The organism is Streptomyces sp. NBC_00631 (genome assembly GCF_045206895.1).
Taxonomy (GTDB): domain Bacteria; phylum Actinomycetota; class Actinomycetes; order Streptomycetales; family Streptomycetaceae; genus Streptomyces.
The window spans coordinates 218,181-236,977 of sequence record NZ_CP107734.1 but is presented as its reverse complement, the minus strand read 5'-3'; the positions used below and the strand labels follow the sequence as shown (position 1 = coordinate 236,977).

The 18,797-nt window shown below is 70.1% G+C and carries 17 protein-coding genes and 3 pseudogenes; 10 read left to right on the top strand and 10 right to left on the bottom strand.

All coding sequences use genetic code 11. From position 1 onward, the window contains the following. Positions 1-71 precede the first annotated feature (71 nt). The 4 genes and pseudogenes from OHB00_RS01245 to OHB00_RS01230 form a co-directional block, all read left to right on the top strand. Positions 72-652: pseudogene (locus OHB00_RS01245) on the top strand (4-hydroxy-2-oxovalerate aldolase); the annotation flags it as partial. A 455-nt stretch (positions 653-1,107) separates the two neighbouring features. Next, on the top strand, positions 1,108-2,472 hold the full coding sequence (locus OHB00_RS01240) for a streptophobe family protein (RefSeq protein ID WP_406430345.1): 1,365 nt from the start codon (positions 1,108-1,110) through the stop codon (positions 2,470-2,472). Positions 2,473-2,674: 202 nt separating this feature from the next. Continuing rightward, positions 2,675-3,388, top strand: coding sequence for a response regulator transcription factor (locus OHB00_RS01235; protein ID WP_406445557.1), 714 nt, complete (start codon positions 2,675-2,677; stop codon positions 3,386-3,388). Next, positions 3,385-5,007 (top strand): sensor histidine kinase, encoded by a 1,623-nt coding sequence (locus OHB00_RS01230; protein WP_406430343.1) that lies wholly within the window; start codon positions 3,385-3,387, stop codon positions 5,005-5,007. Before OHB00_RS01235 ends, OHB00_RS01230 begins: the two co-directional genes overlap by 4 nt. 226 nt (positions 5,008-5,233) lie before the next feature. Here the strand turns inward: OHB00_RS01230 and OHB00_RS01225 are convergent, their stop codons facing one another. The 4 genes from OHB00_RS01225 to OHB00_RS01210 are packed head-to-tail and all read right to left on the bottom strand — an operon-like array spanning position 5,234 to position 9,111. Next, a complete protein-coding gene (locus OHB00_RS01225; protein ID WP_406430341.1) occupies positions 5,234-5,902 on the bottom strand; it encodes a response regulator in 669 nt (222 codons plus the stop codon). Then, the gene (locus OHB00_RS01220; protein WP_406430339.1) at positions 5,899-7,275 is read right to left on the bottom strand and encodes a sensor histidine kinase; all 1,377 of its coding nucleotides are present in this window, start codon (positions 7,273-7,275) and stop codon (positions 5,899-5,901) included. The genes OHB00_RS01225 and OHB00_RS01220 overlap by 4 nt, the downstream gene beginning before the upstream one ends. 25 nt (positions 7,276-7,300) lie before the next feature. Then, positions 7,301-8,182: an ABC transporter permease gene (locus tag OHB00_RS01215; RefSeq protein ID WP_406430337.1), complete on the bottom strand. Its 882-nt coding sequence runs from the start codon at positions 8,180-8,182 to the stop codon at positions 7,301-7,303. After that, entirely contained in the window at positions 8,182-9,111 is a 930-nt protein-coding gene (locus tag OHB00_RS01210; protein WP_406430335.1) for an ABC transporter ATP-binding protein, read from the bottom strand. The genes OHB00_RS01215 and OHB00_RS01210 overlap by 1 nt, the downstream gene beginning before the upstream one ends. Positions 9,112-9,815: 704 nt before the next feature. Between OHB00_RS01210 and OHB00_RS01205 the strand changes: the two genes are divergently transcribed. Further along, positions 9,816-10,079: a hypothetical protein gene (locus OHB00_RS01205; RefSeq protein ID WP_406430333.1), complete on the top strand. Its 264-nt coding sequence runs from the start codon at positions 9,816-9,818 to the stop codon at positions 10,077-10,079. 211 nt (positions 10,080-10,290) lie between these two features. Here the strand turns inward: OHB00_RS01205 and OHB00_RS01200 are convergent, their stop codons facing one another. Both OHB00_RS01200 and OHB00_RS01195 read right to left on the bottom strand, forming a co-directional pair. Then, positions 10,291-11,274, bottom strand: coding sequence for an IS481 family transposase (locus OHB00_RS01200; protein WP_406430331.1), 984 nt, complete (start codon positions 11,272-11,274; stop codon positions 10,291-10,293). Positions 11,275-11,351: 77 nt separating this feature from the next. After that, complete coding sequence (locus OHB00_RS01195) at positions 11,352-12,320, bottom strand: NADP-dependent oxidoreductase (protein ID WP_406430329.1); 969 nt, start codon at positions 12,318-12,320, stop codon at positions 11,352-11,354. A gap of 80 nt (positions 12,321-12,400) precedes the next feature. Here OHB00_RS01195 and OHB00_RS01190 point away from each other — a divergent pair, with 80 nt between their 5' ends. The 3 genes and pseudogenes from OHB00_RS01190 to OHB00_RS01180 all read left to right on the top strand — a co-directional run. Then, entirely contained in the window at positions 12,401-12,988 is a 588-nt protein-coding gene (locus OHB00_RS01190) for a TetR/AcrR family transcriptional regulator (protein WP_406430327.1), read from the top strand. Between the two features lie 288 nt (positions 12,989-13,276). Next, entirely contained in the window at positions 13,277-13,690 is a 414-nt protein-coding gene (locus tag OHB00_RS01185) for a hypothetical protein (RefSeq protein ID WP_406430325.1), read from the top strand. Continuing rightward, positions 13,606-13,983: pseudogene (locus OHB00_RS01180) on the top strand (integrase core domain-containing protein); the annotation flags it as partial. The gene OHB00_RS01185 and the pseudogene OHB00_RS01180, both read left to right, overlap by 85 nt. On the opposite strand, the gene OHB00_RS01175 reads toward OHB00_RS01180, so the two are convergent. From OHB00_RS01175 to OHB00_RS01160, 4 genes are all read right to left on the bottom strand, one after another. Next, positions 13,980-14,702 (bottom strand): response regulator, encoded by a 723-nt coding sequence (locus OHB00_RS01175; protein ID WP_406430323.1) that lies wholly within the window; start codon positions 14,700-14,702, stop codon positions 13,980-13,982. The pseudogene OHB00_RS01180 and the gene OHB00_RS01175 overlap by 4 nt on opposite strands. Continuing rightward, positions 14,699-15,826: a sensor histidine kinase gene (locus tag OHB00_RS01170; RefSeq protein ID WP_406430321.1), complete on the bottom strand. Its 1,128-nt coding sequence runs from the start codon at positions 15,824-15,826 to the stop codon at positions 14,699-14,701. The genes OHB00_RS01175 and OHB00_RS01170 overlap by 4 nt, the downstream gene beginning before the upstream one ends. A 214-nt stretch (positions 15,827-16,040) precedes the next feature. Beyond that, positions 16,041-16,556 (bottom strand): hypothetical protein, encoded by a 516-nt coding sequence (locus OHB00_RS01165; protein ID WP_406430319.1) that lies wholly within the window; start codon positions 16,554-16,556, stop codon positions 16,041-16,043. A gap of 213 nt (positions 16,557-16,769) precedes the next feature. Then, positions 16,770-17,042, bottom strand: coding sequence for a hypothetical protein (locus OHB00_RS01160; RefSeq protein WP_406430317.1), 273 nt, complete (start codon positions 17,040-17,042; stop codon positions 16,770-16,772). Between the two features lie 299 nt (positions 17,043-17,341). On the opposite strand from OHB00_RS01160, the pseudogene OHB00_RS01155 reads away from it, so the two are divergent. After that, a pseudogene (locus OHB00_RS01155) lies at positions 17,342-17,539 on the top strand (transposase); the annotation flags it as partial. Positions 17,540-17,672: 133 nt separating this feature from the next. Continuing rightward, positions 17,673-18,692 (top strand): transposase, encoded by a 1,020-nt coding sequence (locus OHB00_RS01150; RefSeq protein WP_406430315.1) that lies wholly within the window; start codon positions 17,673-17,675, stop codon positions 18,690-18,692. The last annotated feature ends 105 nt before the right edge of the window (positions 18,693-18,797 follow it).

Below are 18,797 nucleotides of genomic sequence, written 5' to 3'. Positions count from 1 at the left end.
TCTGTCGGCCTCGGCAGGAGGTTGCGGCCGGTTTCGGTCGCGATGGTGACGGCCATGCGGTGGGAGGCGTCCACATGGCCGAGCCCGCCGAAGTGGAGCGGCGGGCGAAGCTGATGGAGTCCTGCGGCGCTCCCTGCGTCTACGTCACTGACTTCGGCGGTCGACTGACCATGGATGGCGTCCGCTACCGCGTCCGCGACCGCGCTCGCCGCGACGTCCTCGACCCCGCGACCGGGCTCGGTATCCACGCCCATCACAACCTCGGTCTGGGCGTGGCCGACTCGGTCGTCACCGTCGAGAACGGTGTCCCCCCGTCGACGCCTCCCCCGCCGGTCAGGGCGCCGGGGCGGGCAACTGCCCGCTGGAGGCGTTCGTCGCGGTCGCCGACCTGATGGGCGGGGAGCACGACTCCGAGTTGTCCCTCGTACGCACTCTCCAGGACCGCGAAGCCCGGGGGACCGCGAGACGCCGACCCTCGGGTACACCGGCGTGTACTCCAGCTTCCTGCGCCACGCCGACCGCCGCCTGTCGCTACGGGCTCGACACTCGTGCGATCCTCGAGGAGGCCGGACGGCGCAAGATGGTCGGAAGCCAGGAGGACATGATCACCGACATCGCCCTGGACCTGGTAGTGGCCCGTACCGCTGTCTGAGCCCAGGTAAGGCGTGGGGCTCGATTGTCCCGACGGCGACGGCCGAGTCCCACGTGTGTGCCGCCCGCCAGGAACCCGTGAGGTTCTGGGAAATTTCTGAGACTAGCGCCGTCGCTTCGGCCGTGAGCCTTCGTGACCTGCGCCTTTTCCCTCCGTTTCTCAGAAACCTCCCAGAACCTCTCGGGAACGTCGTACCCGGAACCGCCAGCGTGTGCGGGGTCCCCAGGGCACGCGGCGCCGTAACTCCCCCGAACGGCGCCGCGTGCTCCCCGCGAGCTGAAGCGGAGTGTTCCTGTATGGCTGCCACCACGTCCCGTGTCCGGACCAGGCGCGGTGTCGATCCACGCCCTCACACGAGCCCGCCGTCCCAACGCCGCACCGCGCCGGTGCAGTTCATCGGCCCGTGGCAGAACTCGATGGAAGGGGCGATGGCCGCGTTGTGCGCAGTGGCCGCCATGGCGGCCGTGTCCTTGCTGGCACTCTCGCTGCTCGACGCGGGTTCCTTCGGATCACTGTGGTCGTTGACGATGGCCTTGACGGCCATGGCTGTCGGCGGCTCGGCCGCCGCGGGTTCGGCCGGCGCCGGTTCGGATGGCGCTGGGGACTTCGGGTCGATGGGCGGGATGGGTTCCCTGTTCGGCGGTGGTGGCGGCATGGGACCGTCGATGAGCGGTGCGGCTGATGTGGTGCCGCTCGGAGTCACGCTGGTCGGCACTGTCGTGCTGTGGTTCGCGTTCTCCCGGCGGCTGCGTCAGGAGCGGCAACGGCGGTTCACCGGCGGTGAACTGGCTGTGCGGGCGGCCGGAGCGGGCTCCGCGGCGCTGGTCACCCTCATGATCGTGGCCGGCCTCGCACAGGGATCGGTCAACGTGCCCGCGTCGGCGATGACTGGGATGGGAGGAACCGGCGGCGGCCAGTCCGCCGGAGGCCTCGGCGGCGCGAGTGGCGGCCTGGGCGGAGGCGGTACAGGTAGCCAGTCGGCGATGGCGTACCACGTGGGGGCGGGGTCGGCAGGCTTTGGCGCGCTCCTGTGGGTGGCTGTCGTGATCGGCGCGGGATGCCTCATCAGCCGCCGGGTGCGGCTGCCACTGGGCGGTGCACTGGACGGACTACGCACCGCCTGGGGTCCGAGCGTCTCGGCTGTCGTCCGCACGATCCTCGTTCTCGTGGCCGTACCGCTTGTGGCTCTGGCGCTCCTCGGCGCGGTGGTCGGTGGCCGGGTCGGCTCAGCGGCGGGCGCGGCACTGTTGCTCGTCCCGAACGCCCTGGCGGTGTTCCTGACACTGGGTGTCGGCTCTTCGTGGACAGCCGGGATGCATCCGGTGCGCAGCGACGGCAGCGGCAACGCGCTGGCCTCCCTCATGGGCGGCGCGGGTGGGACGAGTGGAATGGGCAACACCCAGCAGCCCGACCGTACGGAACACTTGAGGTCCTTGACGGCGGGTGGATGGCCGCTGTGGCTCGCGGCCCTCGCGGTGACCGGCCTCATCCTGCTTGTCTGCGCCTACCGCGCGGCCCGGGCCACACAGCCCGGGCACAAGCTCTCGCTGCTCCACTACCGGGGACCGCTGGCTCGGCACCTCGGCATGGCAGAGCGGTTCGCTGTGGTCACGGCCGTCGTCCTGGGCATGGCGGCTTTTCTCGTGGCGGCGTCCGGGCATTTCGGTGTCAGCATGCTAGGTAGCCAAATGGGAGGAATGCGGGCCGAGCTGAGCGGCAGTGTGCTGCGGACGGTCGTCTTCGGGTTGCTCGCCGGCGCGCTGGCCGGGTTCGCCGGAAGCCTGCTGTCCGCGGTTCGCAGTGGCCGTGGATCGCGCTGACGGAAGGCTTTGTAGGCTGAGGTCAGCGCGCCTGCGTAGCCTGCCCGGCAGGATCCCGGCTGTTGTCGGTCGCGCCTTCTGCCGTGTCCCGCGATTCCGTCGGGGCCGGAGCGTGTCCCCAGTCGTCGAATGGAGGTTCGTTTTGACATCTGTTGAGCGTTCTGCCCCGCCTGGCGCGGGCGTCGAAAACGACCTCGACGCGATGGTCTCCACCGGCGTGAACCTTCTGGTCGTGGACGACGAGCCCACCGTACGGGAACTGCTGTGCGCGGCCCTCCGGCACGCCGGTTTCACCGTGGTCGCGGCGGCGACGGGCCAGGAGGCCCTGGACCGGGCGCGGGAGGTCTCGCCGCATCTGGTGCTGCTGGATGTGATGCTTCCCGACCTGGACGGCTTCGAGGTGATCCGTCGGCTGCGCGAGCAGCACCTCCCGGCGACAGCGCCTCGGACCGGACACATCCCGGTTGTGTTCCTCACCGCCCGGGACGCGACCCAGGACAAGATCGAGGGGCTGGGTCTGGGCGGCGACGACTACGTGACCAAGCCGTTCGATCTCCAGGAGCTGATCGCCCGCATCCGCGCCGTGCTGCGCCGCACCAGCGGCGACCCCACCGCGCTGCTGCGCGTGGCCGACCTGGAACTCGACGCCGACGGCGTCCAGGCGACTCGCGCGGGCGAGCCCTTGCGCCTGTCACCCACCGAATTCCGGCTGCTGCACTACCTGATGAAGAACTCCGGGCGCACGGTCTCCAAGCCGCAGATCCTCGGACGCGTATGGAACTACGACTTCAACGGCGACACCGGGATCGTCGACACCTACATCAGCTATCTGCGCCGCAAGATGGACAACGGCGGTCCCAGGCTCATCCACACCGTGCACGGTGTGGGCTACGTGCTGCGTGGACCGAAGCCGTGACCGGGCCCCGCCGTGTCCGTGCGCTGTGGGCGCGCGCGTCCCTGCGCAGCCGGGTGCTGCTGCTGGCCGTCGCCCTGCTGGCGGCCGGGTTCACGGCGTTCGCCCTGCTCACCGGAAACGCCCTGCGTGGTTACATGGCGGATCGCGTCGACTCACAACTCCGCGCAACGGTCCAGGTGTTCGCGGCACTGCCGCCGAGGGCGGCGGAGCGGGGCGCTGAGCGGAAGCCGTCGGCGGGGCTGCCGGACTCCAGCACGGACGTCCTCGGTAACACCGTCATCACGTACGTCGCGGAGGACGGCACCGTCGAGAGCAGCATCGACTCGCTCGCGGCAGCGAACCGGACGAGGAACATGCGGGGCCCGGCCCTTCCCCGGCTGGACACGGCTGCGGTCGCCGCCCACAGCGGCCGACCGTTCACCGTCGACAGCACGAAGGGCCACGCACGCTGGCGGGTGCTCGCCGTGTCCAGAGTGACGCTTGCCGAACTGTCCGGGACCACGGTGACGACGTCGAGTGGCTCCGGCAGCGTGGTCGTGGCGACATCGATGGACCAGGTGGACGGCACGGTGGGTCGCATGTGGCAGAACTACCGGACCACCGGACTGGGCCTGCTGGCGGTCCTGGCGGTGGCGGGCTGGTTCGCGGTCCGCTCCGGGCTGCGTCCGCTGTCCCGCGTCGAGCAGACCGCCGCCGAGATCGCGGGCGGCGACCTTTCCCGCCAGGTACCCGAACTCGCGGATCCGAGGACGGAGTTGGGCCGTCTGGCGGCCGCGTTGAACGGCATGCTGGCACAGCTTGAGACCGCCTTCGCCGCCCGCGCCGAGTCCGAGGCGCGGATGAGCCGGTTCGTCGCCGATGCAAGCCACGAGCTGCGCACCCCGCTCGCCGGCATCAAGGGCTTGACCGACCTGTACCGCATGGGTGCCCTCGCCGAACGCGAGGATATCGACGCCACGATGTCCCGCATCGCCCGTGAGTCCGAACGCCTCACCCGGCTCGTCGAGGACATGCTGATGCTGGCCCGCCTCGACGAACACACGCTGAAGAACACAGGGAACACCGGCGGTACCGTGCCCGATGTTCCACGGGGCCTCGACCTCGCTCCCGCCGATCTGCGCACCCTCGCCGCTGACGCCCTGCACGACGTACGCGCCCTGGACGCGGCCCGCGCCGTCACTCTCACCGGCCCCGCCGGTGACGGACCGCCCGCGCCCGCACCGGCTCTCGCCGACGAGGCCCGGCTGCGCCAGGTTGTCACCAACCTGGTCGGCAACGCGGTAACCCATACACCGCCCGGTACGCCCCTGCGGATCGGCGTTGGCACGGTCGGTGGCCATGCCGTTCTGGAGGTCACCGACGAGGGGCCGGGGCTCACCCCTGATCAGAGCAGCCGTATCTTCGAGCGTTTCTACCGCGCGGACGCCTCCCGCAACCGTGCCACCGGCGGTGCCGGCCTCGGCCTGTCCATCGTCCAGTCCCTGGTGACCGCACATGCCGGACACGTGGAGGTCGACTCGGCCCCTGGCCGGGGCGCCACTTTCCGGGTCCTCCTCCCGCTGCTCACCGACCAGCCGAGGCCGACAGACCCGCCAGCACCAGCAGTTCGGCAGTGGTGACCGGCGGGTACCGCGAGGACTACGCCGATCGGGGGCCCACTCGACACGTCGGCTCATATCGCGGATGCCGAGGCTGAGGTCACGCTCGCGGCACACCTCGTGCGCTGGTGGCGGGCGGCGTCGACGAGCGTGCGGGTCGGGCCGACGGCGATGACGGCGTCTCCGACACATGACACAGCTCGCGCATGTGTATCGCGCCAGGCATTTCGGCCTGGCCCTCCCGGGACTATGGCTTGGCCCTGACCAGCCCCGTGTCGTACGCCATGATCACGGCCTGGATGCGGTCGCGGGCGCCGATCTTGGCGAGGACGCGGCCGACGTGCTTCTTGACGGTGGACTCGGTGAGGACGAGCCGTTCGGCGATCTCCGTGTTCGTCCAGCCCTGGCCGATGGCGACGAGGACCTCGCGTTCGCGGTCGCTGAGCGGCCGCAGCCGGGGGTCCTCGGGGGCGGTGGCGCCGACCGGTGCGAGGACCTGGTGGGCGTAGGCGTCCAGCAGGCGCCGGGTCAGGCGGGGTGCCACCACGGCGTCGCCGGTGGCGACCGCTTGGATGCCGGCCACTAGTTCCTCGGGGCGGGCATCCTTGAGCAGGAAGCCGCTGGCGCCGGCCCGAAGGCCCTCATAGGCGTACTCGTCGAGGTCGAAGGTGGTGACGATGAGGACGCGGGTGCGGCCGCCGGCGGCGACGATCCGGCGGGTGGCCTCGATACCGTCCATGCCGGGCATACGAATGTCCATGAGGACGACGTCGGGGTGGAGTTCGGCGGCCAGGCGGACGGCCTCGGCGCCGTGTCCGGCCTCGCCGATCGCGTCCAGTCCCGGTGTGCCCTCGATGAGCATGCGAACGCCCATCCGCTGCAACGGCTGGTCGTCGGTGATCAGCACCGTGGTCATGACAGATGTTCTCCCGGTGTTTCCGGTACCGATGGGGCGGGTGGGGAGGCTGCGTCGAGTACGACGTCCACGAGCCAGCCGTGGCCGGTGTCGCGTGGTCCGATGATGACGGTGCCGCCGTACATCGCGGCCCGCTGGCGAATGCCGACCAGACCGTGGCCGGGGCCGTGGTCCTGTGCCGTCGGCTTCGGCGGCGGGGGCGTCCCGGGGGGTACGCCGGTGTCAGCAATCCGGACTCGCACTTCTCCCGCCTCGACTGCAATGGTGACCTCGGCGGCCGTGCCGGTCCCCGCGTGCTTGAGCGTGTTGGTCAGGGACTCCTGGACGACGCGGTACACGGTGAGTTGCAGGCCGCTGCCCAGCGAGTCGAGATCGCCCGCCGTCCGGTAGGCCACGCGCAGGCCCGCTGCGCGCACCCGCGCCAGCAGGGGGTCCAGATCCCGAATGCCGGGCTGCGGGCTGAGCATCCGTTCGTCGTCCTGTTCCTCGCGCAGGACTCCCAGGACCCGGCGCAGTTCGCTCATGGCCTGGCGGCCGGTGTCGCCGAGGATGCGCAGGGCTTCGGCGGACTTCTCGCCGCGGGTGGCGGCGAGGGTCGCGGCGCCGTCGGCGAGGCTGACCATCACGGAGAGGTTGTGGCCGACGATGTCGTGCATCTCGCGGGCGACCCGGGAGCGCTCCGCGGCCTTGGTGAGTTGGACCCGCTGTTCCTGCTCGATCTCCAGCCGTCTGGCGCGGTCCTCCAGAGCCGCCAGATACATCTGTCGGATACGGAGTGTCAGGCCGATGGCGATGGCCGCCGTCACCGTGCCCAGCAGGAAGAAGGTGCCGGTCAGCGGATGCTCGATCGGTATCAGGACGAAGACGGCAAGCACCGCCTCGCCCGCGGTCAGAGCGGCAGCCCAGCCCAGCACCCGCAACGAACCGTTGCGGGCCAGGGTGCACAGGGCGATGAGCGCGCCGACGCAGGCCGGCAGCCAGACACCCCACGACCACTGGACGAGGGACACCGACGCGATCACGAAGTACGTGACGCCCGGGGCCTTGCGGCGCCACCAGAGGGGAACGACGAGGGCGGCGACGAAGGCCAGGAGGACGCCGAAGGGCAGCTGCTCACGGACGCTCGTGTCCCCGAAAGGTGGGGTGCGGTCGCCCGCGAGCAGGGCGGGGAGACTGATCAGGGCGATGGCCAGCACCACCGCGGTGTCGAGGACCCACGGATATCGGCGGTCCAGCCGTCGCTGCCGGTTCTGGCCGCGCAGCAGCCGTCCCAGGAGCGGGTGCGCCCACGCTGCGTCGAATCCGAGGGACGGCGGGCCTGCCGCCGTCCCCCCGGCCGCATCCGCGGCGGCTGCTGTGCGGTGCGGACTCATGGCCACCATTGTCCTCGTGCTCAGGTCAGACGTCGGACTTGACGAGCCGGTAAGCCGCACCGGCGAGTGCGAGCGCCACCCAGCCGGCGAAGACCGCTAGGCCCGCCCCTGGTGAGAGGGAGCCCGAGGACTGGTGCAGGGCGTAGACGGCCGAGCCCGCGTTGCTGGGGAAGTAGGGGTTGAGCGTGTCGTACCAGGAGTCCGGTAGCAGGGACGCCAGGCCGGGGAGGATGAGCAGGATGCCGACCAAGGCCGCGATGGCTCCCGCGGAGTTGCGCAGCAGCACGCCCAGGGCCACGCCGAAGACGGCGACCAGACCGAGATAGACGCCGGCGCCGGCCAGGCTGCGCAGTACGCCGTCGTCGCCCAGGGACAGGGCGATCTTCTCGCCATCGAGCCCGGGGGCGCCGAGGCCGAACGCGGCCAGCGCGCCGAGCGTGGTGAGGACCAGGGCGATCGGACCGATCACGGCGGCCTTCGACCACAGCACCGGCAGCCGCCGCGGGACCGCGGCGAGCGAGGACCGGATCATGCCGGTGCTGTACTCGCCCGCCGACAACAGCACCCCGAGCACGCCCACGGCCAGCGACGCGAAGGACACGCCGGTCAGGGCCAGGCTCACTGCGTCACTGTCGCCGCTGCCGCTCCCCCCACCGGGCCCGCCGGCCGCGGTGGCACCGGGACTGTACGTGTAGGAGGCGATCGCCCCGAAGAGGACCAGCAGGAACACGGCGACGCCCAGGGTGATCCAACTGGAGCGCAGCGACCAGAACTTGGCCCACTCCGAGCGCAGCACCCGCGGGCCGGTCACCTTGTATCGCGTGGTGGACGTGTGGGGATCGGGCGCCGCGGAGAGGTTCGTGCGCCTGCCGGGACGCTGGCTGCGGCGTAGTGTGGTGCTAGGCATCAGGCTGCCTTTCGTTCGGTGCCGGCCGGAGCACTCTGGTACTCGACGACATCGCGGGTGAGGTCCATGAACGCCGCCTCCAACGAGACGGCCTGCGGGGTGAGTTCGTGCAGCGCCACCCCGTGCTGGGCGGCGATCGCCCCGATCTCGCGGGCGTCTCGCCCGGAGACCAGCAGTTCCTCGGCGGAGGAGGAGGTGATCGTGACATCGGGGCCGGCCAGCAGGGAGCGCAGCTTGGCGGCCTCGTCGGTGGCAACCTTCACGCCGCCGCCACCGGCCTGCTGGGTGAAGTCGTCGACGGTGGTGTCGGCGAGCAGCCGGCCGCGTCCGATGATCACCAGATGGTCGGCGACCAGCGCCATCTCGCTCATCAGGTGCGAGGAGAGCATCACGGCCCGGCCCTCGTCGGCGAGTTGGCGCAGCAGGTTGCGGACCCAGAGCACGCCCTCGGGGTCGAGGCCGTTGACCGGTTCGTCGAGCATGATGGTCGCCGGGTCGCCGAGGAGCGCGGAGGCGATGCCGAGCCGCTGGCCCATGCCGAGCGAGAAGGCACCGACGCGCTTGCCGGCCACGCTGGTCAGCCCGGCCAGCTCGATAACCTCGTCAACCCGGCGGCGCGGAATGCCGTGGGTGTACGCGAGCGCCATGAGGTGGTTGAACGCGCTGCGCCCGGGATGGACGGCCTTGGCTTCCAGCAGGACGCCGATTTCGTGCAGCGGCGCCTTCTGTTTGGCGTAGGCGCGGCCGTTGACGGTGACCGAGCCCCTGGTGGGGGCATCCAGACCGACGATCATGCGCATGGTGGTGGACTTGCCGGCGCCGTTCGGGCCGAGGAAGCCGGTCACCTCGCCCGGCTTGACGGTGAAGCTCAGGTTGTCGACGACGGTCTTGTCGCCGTATCGCTTTGTCAGCTCACGTGCTTCGATCATAGGAATGGGCCTTTCAAGGCTTCGTACTCGGCGGCGGACGTGCCGCGGTGTCTGCAGTTCGAAGCTACGAGCGCGGGAGTCCCCAACCCTGGGACCACGGGGGAATCTTCGGCGCCCCGGTGGTACCCCGGTACCACCGGGGCCGTTCGCGCCGACAGCACTCAGCGAGGACTCACCGGACTCCGGGCCAATTCCCAGCAGGCTGTCGAGGAGCTTCCCATCGGCGATGCCGGGCACCGGGACGTCCGCGAGGGCGGACGACTGGCCGGATGCATCGTTTCCGAACAGGTCGGGGTGCGGAGCCCTACCGCATCGGGCGGCGACTTGAACAGGCCGCGCCGAGTGGCCCTTGAGGGCAATCGACAGCGCCCCCCTTCACTCGTCGCCGGCAGTAGGCAGCGGGGCACCGGCCCCGGACCTCGTCACATGGCACGCCCGGCATGCCCAGGATCATCGTGTCCCTTTTCGAAACGGCCTTTCCTGCAGCAAGGTCGGGGCGGGCACTTCTCACCGCCACGAGGAACATGAGAACTCCGCCCATGGCCGACAGCTCGCTGAGAGGGTGGCGTCGGCGAATCGGCCGGTGGCCATGACTCGCTCCAGACAGGGCAGGACCTGCGCCAGCTCCGGATGAGAGCCGGCCATGCGGGCGATGAGTCGGAAGGATGCCGCCGCCGGCTCTGCGGGGTCGTCTCCAGCGTCACGTGAGCACTCGGGCGACCCAGAGCCGGCCCCACGGCACCGGCCGGGTCCTGGTCGGCACGCGGGAACGCACCACCCTCTACCAGGGCGGCTTCACCGCCGTCCCCGGCACGGACGGCGGCCGGACCGTCCGCGCCCTCCTCGTTCCGTCCTTCCGCCACGGACCACCGCCCCGCGTGACCAGCGATACTGCCGTCGGCCAAGGCCTGCAAAGGCTCGCCTTCACCATGGGCGTACACGTCGGTGTTCTCGCGACGGTGGTGTGATCGAGGCTGCGTGGACAGGCCGGCGCGGCAGGGTCTGCACCGGCCGCATCCCGGAAAGTCCCTGGACACAGGGGCGCGTGGGGACTGCTTTCTCACAGAAGACTCCCGGCACAACCTCATCACACACCCACATGCCGCTTCTAACCGCGGCTCGTCCCCCCGCAGGCCCAAGTAGAGGCGCTGAGCCATGCCCATCAAACGCATCGCCGTACTAGCTGTATTGACCCCGAGGGTTGTTGACTCGACTTATGGGTGGCTGCCCGCCGAGTGCGGTGTGGCACCGGTGGTGGTTGTAGGTATGGAGGAAGTCCGCCAGGGCCTCGGTGCGCTCGGCGCTGCTGGAGGACGGGCGCACGTACGCCCACTCCTCGAGCAGGGTGCGATTCAGCCGCTCAACCTTGCCGTTCGTCTGCGGGCGATACGGCCGGGTGCGCTTGTGGGCGATGCCTGCGGTGCTCAAAGTCTGGGCGAACAGCCTGGACCTGTAGCAGGAACCGTTGTCGGTCAGGACTCGCTCGACGTTGATGCCGTGTGCCAGGAAGAAGGCGTTCGCGCGCAGCCAGAACGCAGCGGCGGTTTCCTTGCGTTCGTTCGTCAGGACCTCGCTGTAGGCGAGCCGGGAGTGGTCGTCGAAAGCGGTGTGGACGAAGCTGTAGCCGATCACGGGATGCCCGTTCCTGCGGACACCGGTGGCGGCCTGCCGGTTGGCGATGCCCTGCTGGCGCGGCATGATGCGGTGGCCGCCGCCTTCGGGGATGTTGCCGAGCTTCTTGATGTCGACATGGATGAGCTCGCCGGGCCGTTCGCGTTCGTAGCGGCGGATGACGTGGCCGGTGGGCCGGTCCATCCAGCGGAGCCGGTTCATGCCGTAGCGGGTCAGGACACGGTGGACTGTCGAGGCGGGTACGCCCAGAATCGGGCCGATCCGGGCGGGCCCCAGTTTCCGCTCGCGCCGCAGTGCACAAATCTGGGCTTCGAGGTCGGCCGAGGTGCGGTGCGGGGTGGTCAAGGGGCGGCTTGTGCGGTCGTACAGGCCCGCGTCGCCCTCGGCTCGCCAGCGGCGCACCCACTTGTGGGCCGTGGCGCGGGAGATGCCCATTTCGTCGGCCACATGCGCGACAGGGCGGCCAGAGCGGACCCGGTCGACCAGGAGCCGTCTGCCGTGAACGGTCAGCCGGGCATTGGGGTGGGGCACGAGGAGCTCTGCAGGGGACGGGGTTCAAGGGGGTGTCTGCGTACCGCGTCGGCCGATCCTGGGCTGGGCACGCGCTGTTAGGGCTGAGGCAGGAGGTCGATGACGACCTTGCCGCGGACGTGTCGGGCCGCCTGGAGCTCGACGGCCGCGCGGACATCTTCGACTGGGTAGGTCGCTGCGATGGGTACAGACAGACGGCCGGCCGCGACAAGGCGCGCGATGTTCTCGAGCGCGTCGGGCGCGGCGTTGGCGCCGTTGGCGGCGGGAACGCCGTCGACCTGGCCCGCAATTGTGCAGATGCGGTCGTCCGGAACTTCCAGCTCGCGAGCGACGTGCACCGTGTCCGTCCCGTGCAGGTCCAGCGCAGCGGTGACAGAGCCCGCACCGAGGTTCCGGACCCTGTCGGCCAGGCCCTCTCCGTAGGCGACCGGTTCTGCGCCGAGGCTGCGCAGATACTCCGCCGATGACGGCGAGCCGGTCCCGATGACGCGCGCACCCGCGATCCGCGCCAGCTGGACTGCGAACACGCCGACCCCGCCGCCCGCGCCGCCGACCAGCACCGTGTCGTCCGGGCCGAGGCCAAGGACGTCGAGAGCGGCGGACGCGGTGCTGCCCGCGATCGAGAGCGTGGCGGCCGTGCGGTCGTCGACGCCATCCGGAGTGTGGTGGGCGATGCCGCTCGCGATGTTCCCGTTCGCGTCGAGGACAACGTAGTCGGCGACCGCCCGGGACAGGGCCGCCCCGAACACGCGGTCGCCGACCGTGTAGCCGCTCGCGCCGGCGCCGACCTGGTCGACGACTCCGGCGTAGTCGGTCCCGAACCCGCAGGGCAGGCTCAGGCCGAACCGCGCCGCGGTCTCGGCGTCGGAGGTCATGAACCAGTCCATCGGGTTAAGGCCGGCTGCCGACACGCGGACGCGGAGCTGCCCATCGCCCGCCTGAGGTTCAGGCACCTCCTTGAGGGCCATGACCTCCGGGCCGCCGAACGAATCGAGCAGGACAGCCCTGCTCGCACCGTCTCGGAGTGCGTCACCGTGTTGCTGCATGTCTTGCTCGCTTCCTCGTGATTCCTGGAGTCACCTAAAACGGACTATGCTCCGCTTATGGAATCCAGCATAACCGGAGCGTGATCCGTTTGACGAGTTCAAAGCCGCGGGCGACGCGGGCCGACGCCGCCCGCAACCGCGAACAGCTGCTTGAAGTCGCCACGCGCGTGCTCGCCTCGCCTGACGCCGAGACGTCCATGCGTGCTATCGCCCGCGAGGCCAGCGTCGGCATCGCAACGCTCTACCGTCACTTCCCGACCCGCGAGTCCCTCGTGGAGGCCGTCTACCGCGACCAGGTCATCCGCCTGACGAGCGGCGCGCGGGACTTGCTCGCCGACGTGGCCCCGGCCGTTGCGATGCGACGCTGGATGGACCTCTTCGGCAACTGGATCGCGACGAAGAACGGCATGCTCGACACCCTCCCGACCCTGATCGAGTCCGGCGCGGTCGGCCACGCCCAAACCAGGGACGGGCTTCTGAACGCGATATCAACGATCCTCGACGCAGGCCGCACTGCGGGGGATCTCCGGCCCGACGTCACCGCCGAAGAGGTTGCAGCCTGCCTGATCGGGATCTTCACCGTCGCGCACCAGTCTGGCCACGCGGTCACAACCGATCGGCTCCTGGACATCCTCCTCGACGGCCTTAGACCTCAGAAGCAAACGTGAGGACCAGCCGAGAGAAGCGGATCACGTCGAGGGATGGCGGCAGAGGCTTCTCCGTCGTGTGCCGAGACGACGCACGGTTCATTGAGCGGTGTGCATCGTGAAGTCGCAGGTCACGGGTCTGGTGTGAAGGGCGGGTTGGTACTCGTGCCGGTCGGCGGCCGATGACCATGGCCCAGATCATCGGACAGGTCCGCTCCGGCGGGATGCCGGGTTCGGCTGCGCCCACGACCGGCGCCTACGATCCGTCAGCAGGTCGGCACTGCGTGAGAGCGCGGGAGGGTGCGGGGTATGCAGGAGCGGCAGTGGATCGCCGCCCGTCGGAGCGAACTGGATGCTCTCGCGGAGGAGTTGGCCAAGCAGCTCCAGGAGGTCCAGGCCGAGCGGGATGAACTGGCGATCGCGGAGCGGGTGTTGAACCGCCTGGCTGAGCAGGTCCGGGCCGATGCCGGGGCTGTCGCTCCGGTATCCGTGAAGGTGGCCGGGCGGGCAGTCCTGCTCATCCCGCACCGCAGCGACGCGGCCGACGAGGGCACGCTTCCCGGCGACTACCGCAAGATCCTGGCGATCGTGCGGGAGGCCGACGGCCCGGTGCAGGTCAGGGCGGTCGGCGAGCGGCCGAGAAAGCGGCGACCTGCGCCGGCTTCCTGCAGCGGGCCACCACCTGGTTCGCCGCCCACGGCATCGTCGTCGAACGCGTACTGACCGACAACGCCTGTGTCTACACCAAGAACACCTGGCGCGACACCTGCCACCAGTTGGGCATCGGCCCCCGCTGGACCCGGCCCTGGCGGCCGCAGACCAACGGCAAGGTCGAACGCTTCCACCGCACCCTGCTCGAGGAATGGGCCTACCACCGGCCCTACACCTCGGACGCCGAACGCCAAGCAGCGTTTGACGACTGGCTGGACTGGTACAACTACCACCGACCCCACGCCGGAATCAGCGGCAAAACCCCAGCCAGCCGCGTCACCAACGTGCCAGAACAGCACACCTAGTCCCAGGGCTCGACCAAGTTGTTGCGATAGGCGTAGCCGACGGCCTGGGCACGGTCGGCTGCGCCGATCTTGGTGAAGATGCGGTTGATGTGCGTCTTCACTGTGGCCGGGCTGACGACGAGCCGGGCACAGATCTCCGCGTTGGACAGGCCCCGGGCGATGAGGGTGAGTACCTGGGTCTCGCGCGGGGTCAGAACGTCGGAAGGTGCGGGAGTTTGCGGCGTGCGGGCCTGTTGTCGCTGCGCGGCGGGCGGTGCGACCTCGCTGGTCTGCACGGCCGCGACCAGGCGGGCCTGTACCTCAGGATCGAGCCAGATACGGCCTTCGTGGACGCTGCGGATGGCGTCCTCGATCGCGTCGTCGTCGGCGTCCTTGGTGAGATAGCCCCGCGCTCCCGCCTGCAGTGCCGGGAAGACAGAGTCGTCGTCGGCGTAGGTGGTCAGCACGAGTACCTTGCAGCCGGGTACCTGCTCACGCAGTGTCGCAGTGGCCGCGACACCGCTGAGGACCGGCATGTTCAGGTCCATCAGTACTACGTCCGGGGCCTGTTGTCCGGCGAGCAGCACCGCTTCCGCACCGTCACGGGCTGCGCCGACCACCTCGATGCCGTCCAGCATGTCGATCAGCAGGACCAGGCCCTTGCGTACGATCTGCTGATCGTCCGCGACCAGTACTTTGATCTTCTCGCCGTCAGATGCCGTTTCGCCGGGCGCCGTCACGCGGGTATCTCCATCCGTACTTCCCATCCGTGCGCTGTCGGCCCCGCGTGCAGGGTGCCGCCGACCCCGGTCACGCGTTCGCGCATGCCGGTCAGCCCCAGGCCGGAGCCTTCGACCAGTGCCGCCCGGACCGGTCCCGGCCCGGTCCGGCGGTCTTCGACGGTCAGGATCGTGGCACTGGGCTCATAGACGAGCGTCACCGTGGCCTGCGCGTCACGTGCGTAGCGGACCGTATTGGTCAACGCCTCCTGCACACCGCGGTACAGGGCTTCACCAACGTCGGGCTGCAGCTCCCGGTGCGGCCCCATCACGGACAGCGTCACGTCGAGCTCCAGGTCCACCCGATAGCGTTCGACCAGTTCGGGCAGCCGCTCGAGAGAGGGCACACGCTCGCCGCGCAGCGCCCGCACAGCCCGGCGCGCATCGGCCACACCCTCCTTGACCAGCCCACCGGCCCGGTCCAGCAGCCCCCGCAGATCCCCGCTCGCCTGGTCGCGCCGGGCCATCCGCCGGGCGGCCTGTATCTGCACGGCCAGTCCGGACAGGGTATGGGCGAGCACGTCGTGGAGATCCTGGGCGATACGGGTGCGTTCGGCCAGCGCCGCCGCCTCGGTCTCCGCCTCCTGGGCGTCCTCGAGCTGGGCCAGCAGCACGGTGACGGCCACCTCGTTGATGATCGACTGCCGCACCACGATGCCCACGACGGCGAGGAGGACGCCGAACAGGACCTGATGCAGGAAGTTGTCGGTACCGCCGTCCAACCCGGCGGCCGCCGCGCCGGTCAGACAGCCCATGACGACGACCGTGAGCACGGTGGCCGCCCGTCGCTCCAGGATGAGGAAGGCCATCAGGACCACGACGGACGGTGGCAGGGTGGACATCGAGCCGGGCTGCAGGATGCCCAGAGCAAACCCGAAGCCGCCCACCAGCACGCAGAACACCAGGCAGCGGGCAGGGCGACCGGTGAGGGGCCACAGGTTCGACGCGGCCGCGGCCATGGGCAGCAGACAGCCGACGAGCACCAGGGTGACTGCCAGGTGCCTGCCTCTGACGCCGGGGGAGGGGGAAGCGTGCAGGGACTGGACGGCGATGGCGGCCGTGACCCCCCACAACACGGGCTGCATACGCCGGCCCCTGCCTTCGCGTCGCTCCCGGGCACTGGCAAGAGCCAGGGCCAGCCGTGGACTGACCTGGCCCGTCGGCTGAAGTGTGTCTGTCACTTCTGAAGAATAGATGCACGCTGCGCCGCTGATCGCAAAGCCCGGCCCGGGCCCGTGAACGCGGAACCGGGCCAGGGGCGGAGTGTGTTGCGAGCGGCGGTCTGCTGAGTGCCACGCTTCAGGCCACGGCGGGGGCGGCAAGGGGGGAGGTAAGCCGGTAGGCCCGGACGCGCACCACCACCAGGCGGCACACCACCTGAGTGACGGCCATCAGCAGCAGCGCTGCGGTCCAGGCGGCGGTGCCGGTGATCAGGTTGTCGCGGCTGAACCGCGCAATGGTGTGCGCGCCGCTGTGCTCGGCCCAGTACACGAAGGCCGAGCGCGCGCCCATGCCCAGCACCCACAGAAGGGCGGCCAGCCACCCGGCTTTGGAGTACGCGGCGCCGTCCTCGGTCAGGCTGACGCGGGTGGCCAGTCCACTGGCCAGTCCGAGCACTATGCCCATCGTGACGCCGAAGAGGTCCAGCTGGACGTCGTGGCCCTCGGTCGGGAAGGAATGAAGGTAGTGCGCGGCCGCGGCGCTGACGGACACCAGCGGCAGCAGGAGCGTGCGGGGCGTCAGACGGCCGCCGCGCATCTGCGGAATCACCAGAAGGATCAGGGCGGCGGAGATGAGGTAGTCAGTCGTCGTCATGGGGAAGAGCTTGTCGCCTGCGGCGCCGCACGGCCTCGGCCCGTGGGTTGACTCCTGGTTTGATACCTGGCATCAACCCACGGGTTGACGCACGAGACCGCCCGGGTTACGTCAGCCCGTGGCCGAGCGGGGCAGAGCTCGCGGGCCGGGTCGCCCGCCCGCGGCACCGGCACCGGCACGGGAGCCGTCCCCGCGGCCGTACCGTCCCCTCGATCACCCGTACGGAGGCGCGCAGTTCGGCCTCTGGACCACGAATAGGCGGCCAGGCCCGGTGGAGGCGAGGTGGGCGGCGTCGTAGGGGTTGCGGACTGCCACCGCGACCACCGGCCGGCCCGTCACTGCCGGCCGGTCCGCCAGGGCGCGCTGCGCACTCGCCGCGGTGACGTTGCACGTCGTCAGCACCACCGCGTCCGCCTCCCCGGCCGCCGCCACCGCCCGGGCCGCCGGGCTGTTCGGGACCGTGTCAGGCGAGTTCGCCTGCGGCATCGACGGGCCGGAAGGCGTCTTTGTACTGCCAGGTGACTCTGTTGCTCAATCCCCTGCGAGGGATGCGGTGTTGACGGCATGATCGCTTCCGCGGCTGGTAGCCCGTCGAGTGGCCGCGGGGTGGAATCGATGTCTCTGCAGTCCAAGGGCCTGCCCGCGGTGCGCCGGAGCAGACCGTGGCCGTGGCGCGTGCGGCGTTCCCGAAGGGCAGTCTGCCGATCCGGGTGCGTGATCGACTCGCGGAGGTGTTCGCCGACGAGCCGTTCGTCGATGCCTTCGGCGTGCGCGGAGCCCCGGGGATGTCGCCCGCGCTGTTGTCGCTGGTCACGGTTCTGCAGTTCACGGAGAATCTGACGGACCGGCAGGCCGCGGCGATGACGGTGCGGGCCATCGACTGGAAGTACGCGATCGGGGCGGAGCTGACGGATACCGGCTTCGACCACACGGTGCTGACCAGGTTCCGCACCCGTCTGGTCGACCACGGCTTGGAGCGGGCGGTGTTCGACCGGCTGGTCGCCCACTGTCGCGACGCCGGCCTGATCGGGGCAGGTGGCAAGCAGCGCACCGACGCCACCCACGTCATCAGCGCCGTGCGGGACCTCAACCGCCTGGATCCGCGGCATCGAAGCCGTGGCCGTCCTGCGCCAGGTCCTGGTGCAGACCTACTACCGACGCACCGACACGCGGGGACGGGAGGTGATCATCAAGCGGGACGCCGACAGCGAGGGCGTCCCGCCCGGCAGATGCCGCCTGGCCTCGCCCTACGACACCGACGCCCGCTGGGCGGCCAAGGGCGAGGACCTGTTCTGGTGCGGATACAAGATCCATCTGACGGAGAGCTGCGACACTTCCCTCGAAGCCGAAGCCGAAGCCGAAGCCGAAGCCGAAGCCGAAGCCGAAGCCGAAGCCGAACGGCACGGCCGCTGGATGCCGAACCTGATCACGGACGTGGCCACCACCGACGCCACCGTGCCGGACGTGAAGGCCACCACCGGTATCCAGCAGCGCCTCGCCGAGCACGGCATCGGCCCCGGCGAGCACTACCGGGACTCCGGCTACCCCTCGGCCGACCTGGTCACCGCCGCCATGGCCGAAGGCATCACCATGGTCACCCCGCTGCTCGCGGACCACTCCCGGCAAGCCAAGGGAGCGGACGGCTTCGACAAGAGCGCCTTCCGCATCGACTGGACAACCCGTCAGGTCCGCTGTCCCCAAGGACACCGCAGCGCCGGCTGGCACCCGGTCAAGCAGCACGGACGTGACGCCATCGTGATCGAATTCGCCAAGGCCGACTGCCGCGCCTGCCCGGCCCGCACCCGCTGCACCGCCGCCGCACGCGGCAACCGCATGCTCACCCTGCGGCCGAAAGAGATCCACGAGAGAGTCGCCGCGGCACGCAAGGAGCAGGATACCGAAGCATGGCGGGCCAAGTACGCCCTGCGCGCCGGGATCGAGGGCACCGTCAACCAGGCCCTGGACATCACCGGGATCCGCCGGGCCCGCTGCCGCGGCCCGGCCAAGGTCAGCCTCCAACACGCCTTCTCCGCCACCGCGATCAACATCATCCGGCTCGACGCCCACTGGACCGACACCCCCGCACGCCCCCGCGCCAGCCGCCTCGAACGCCTGCCCTACCGGCTCACCGCCTGACCGGCCACCAGGAATTGGGCCGCCGACGGAATGCGGTGACGTGCGTTGTTGTCGTGATGAGATTGATCGTTTCCCGGCGCATTGGTGGGTCTTTCCCGGTACAGC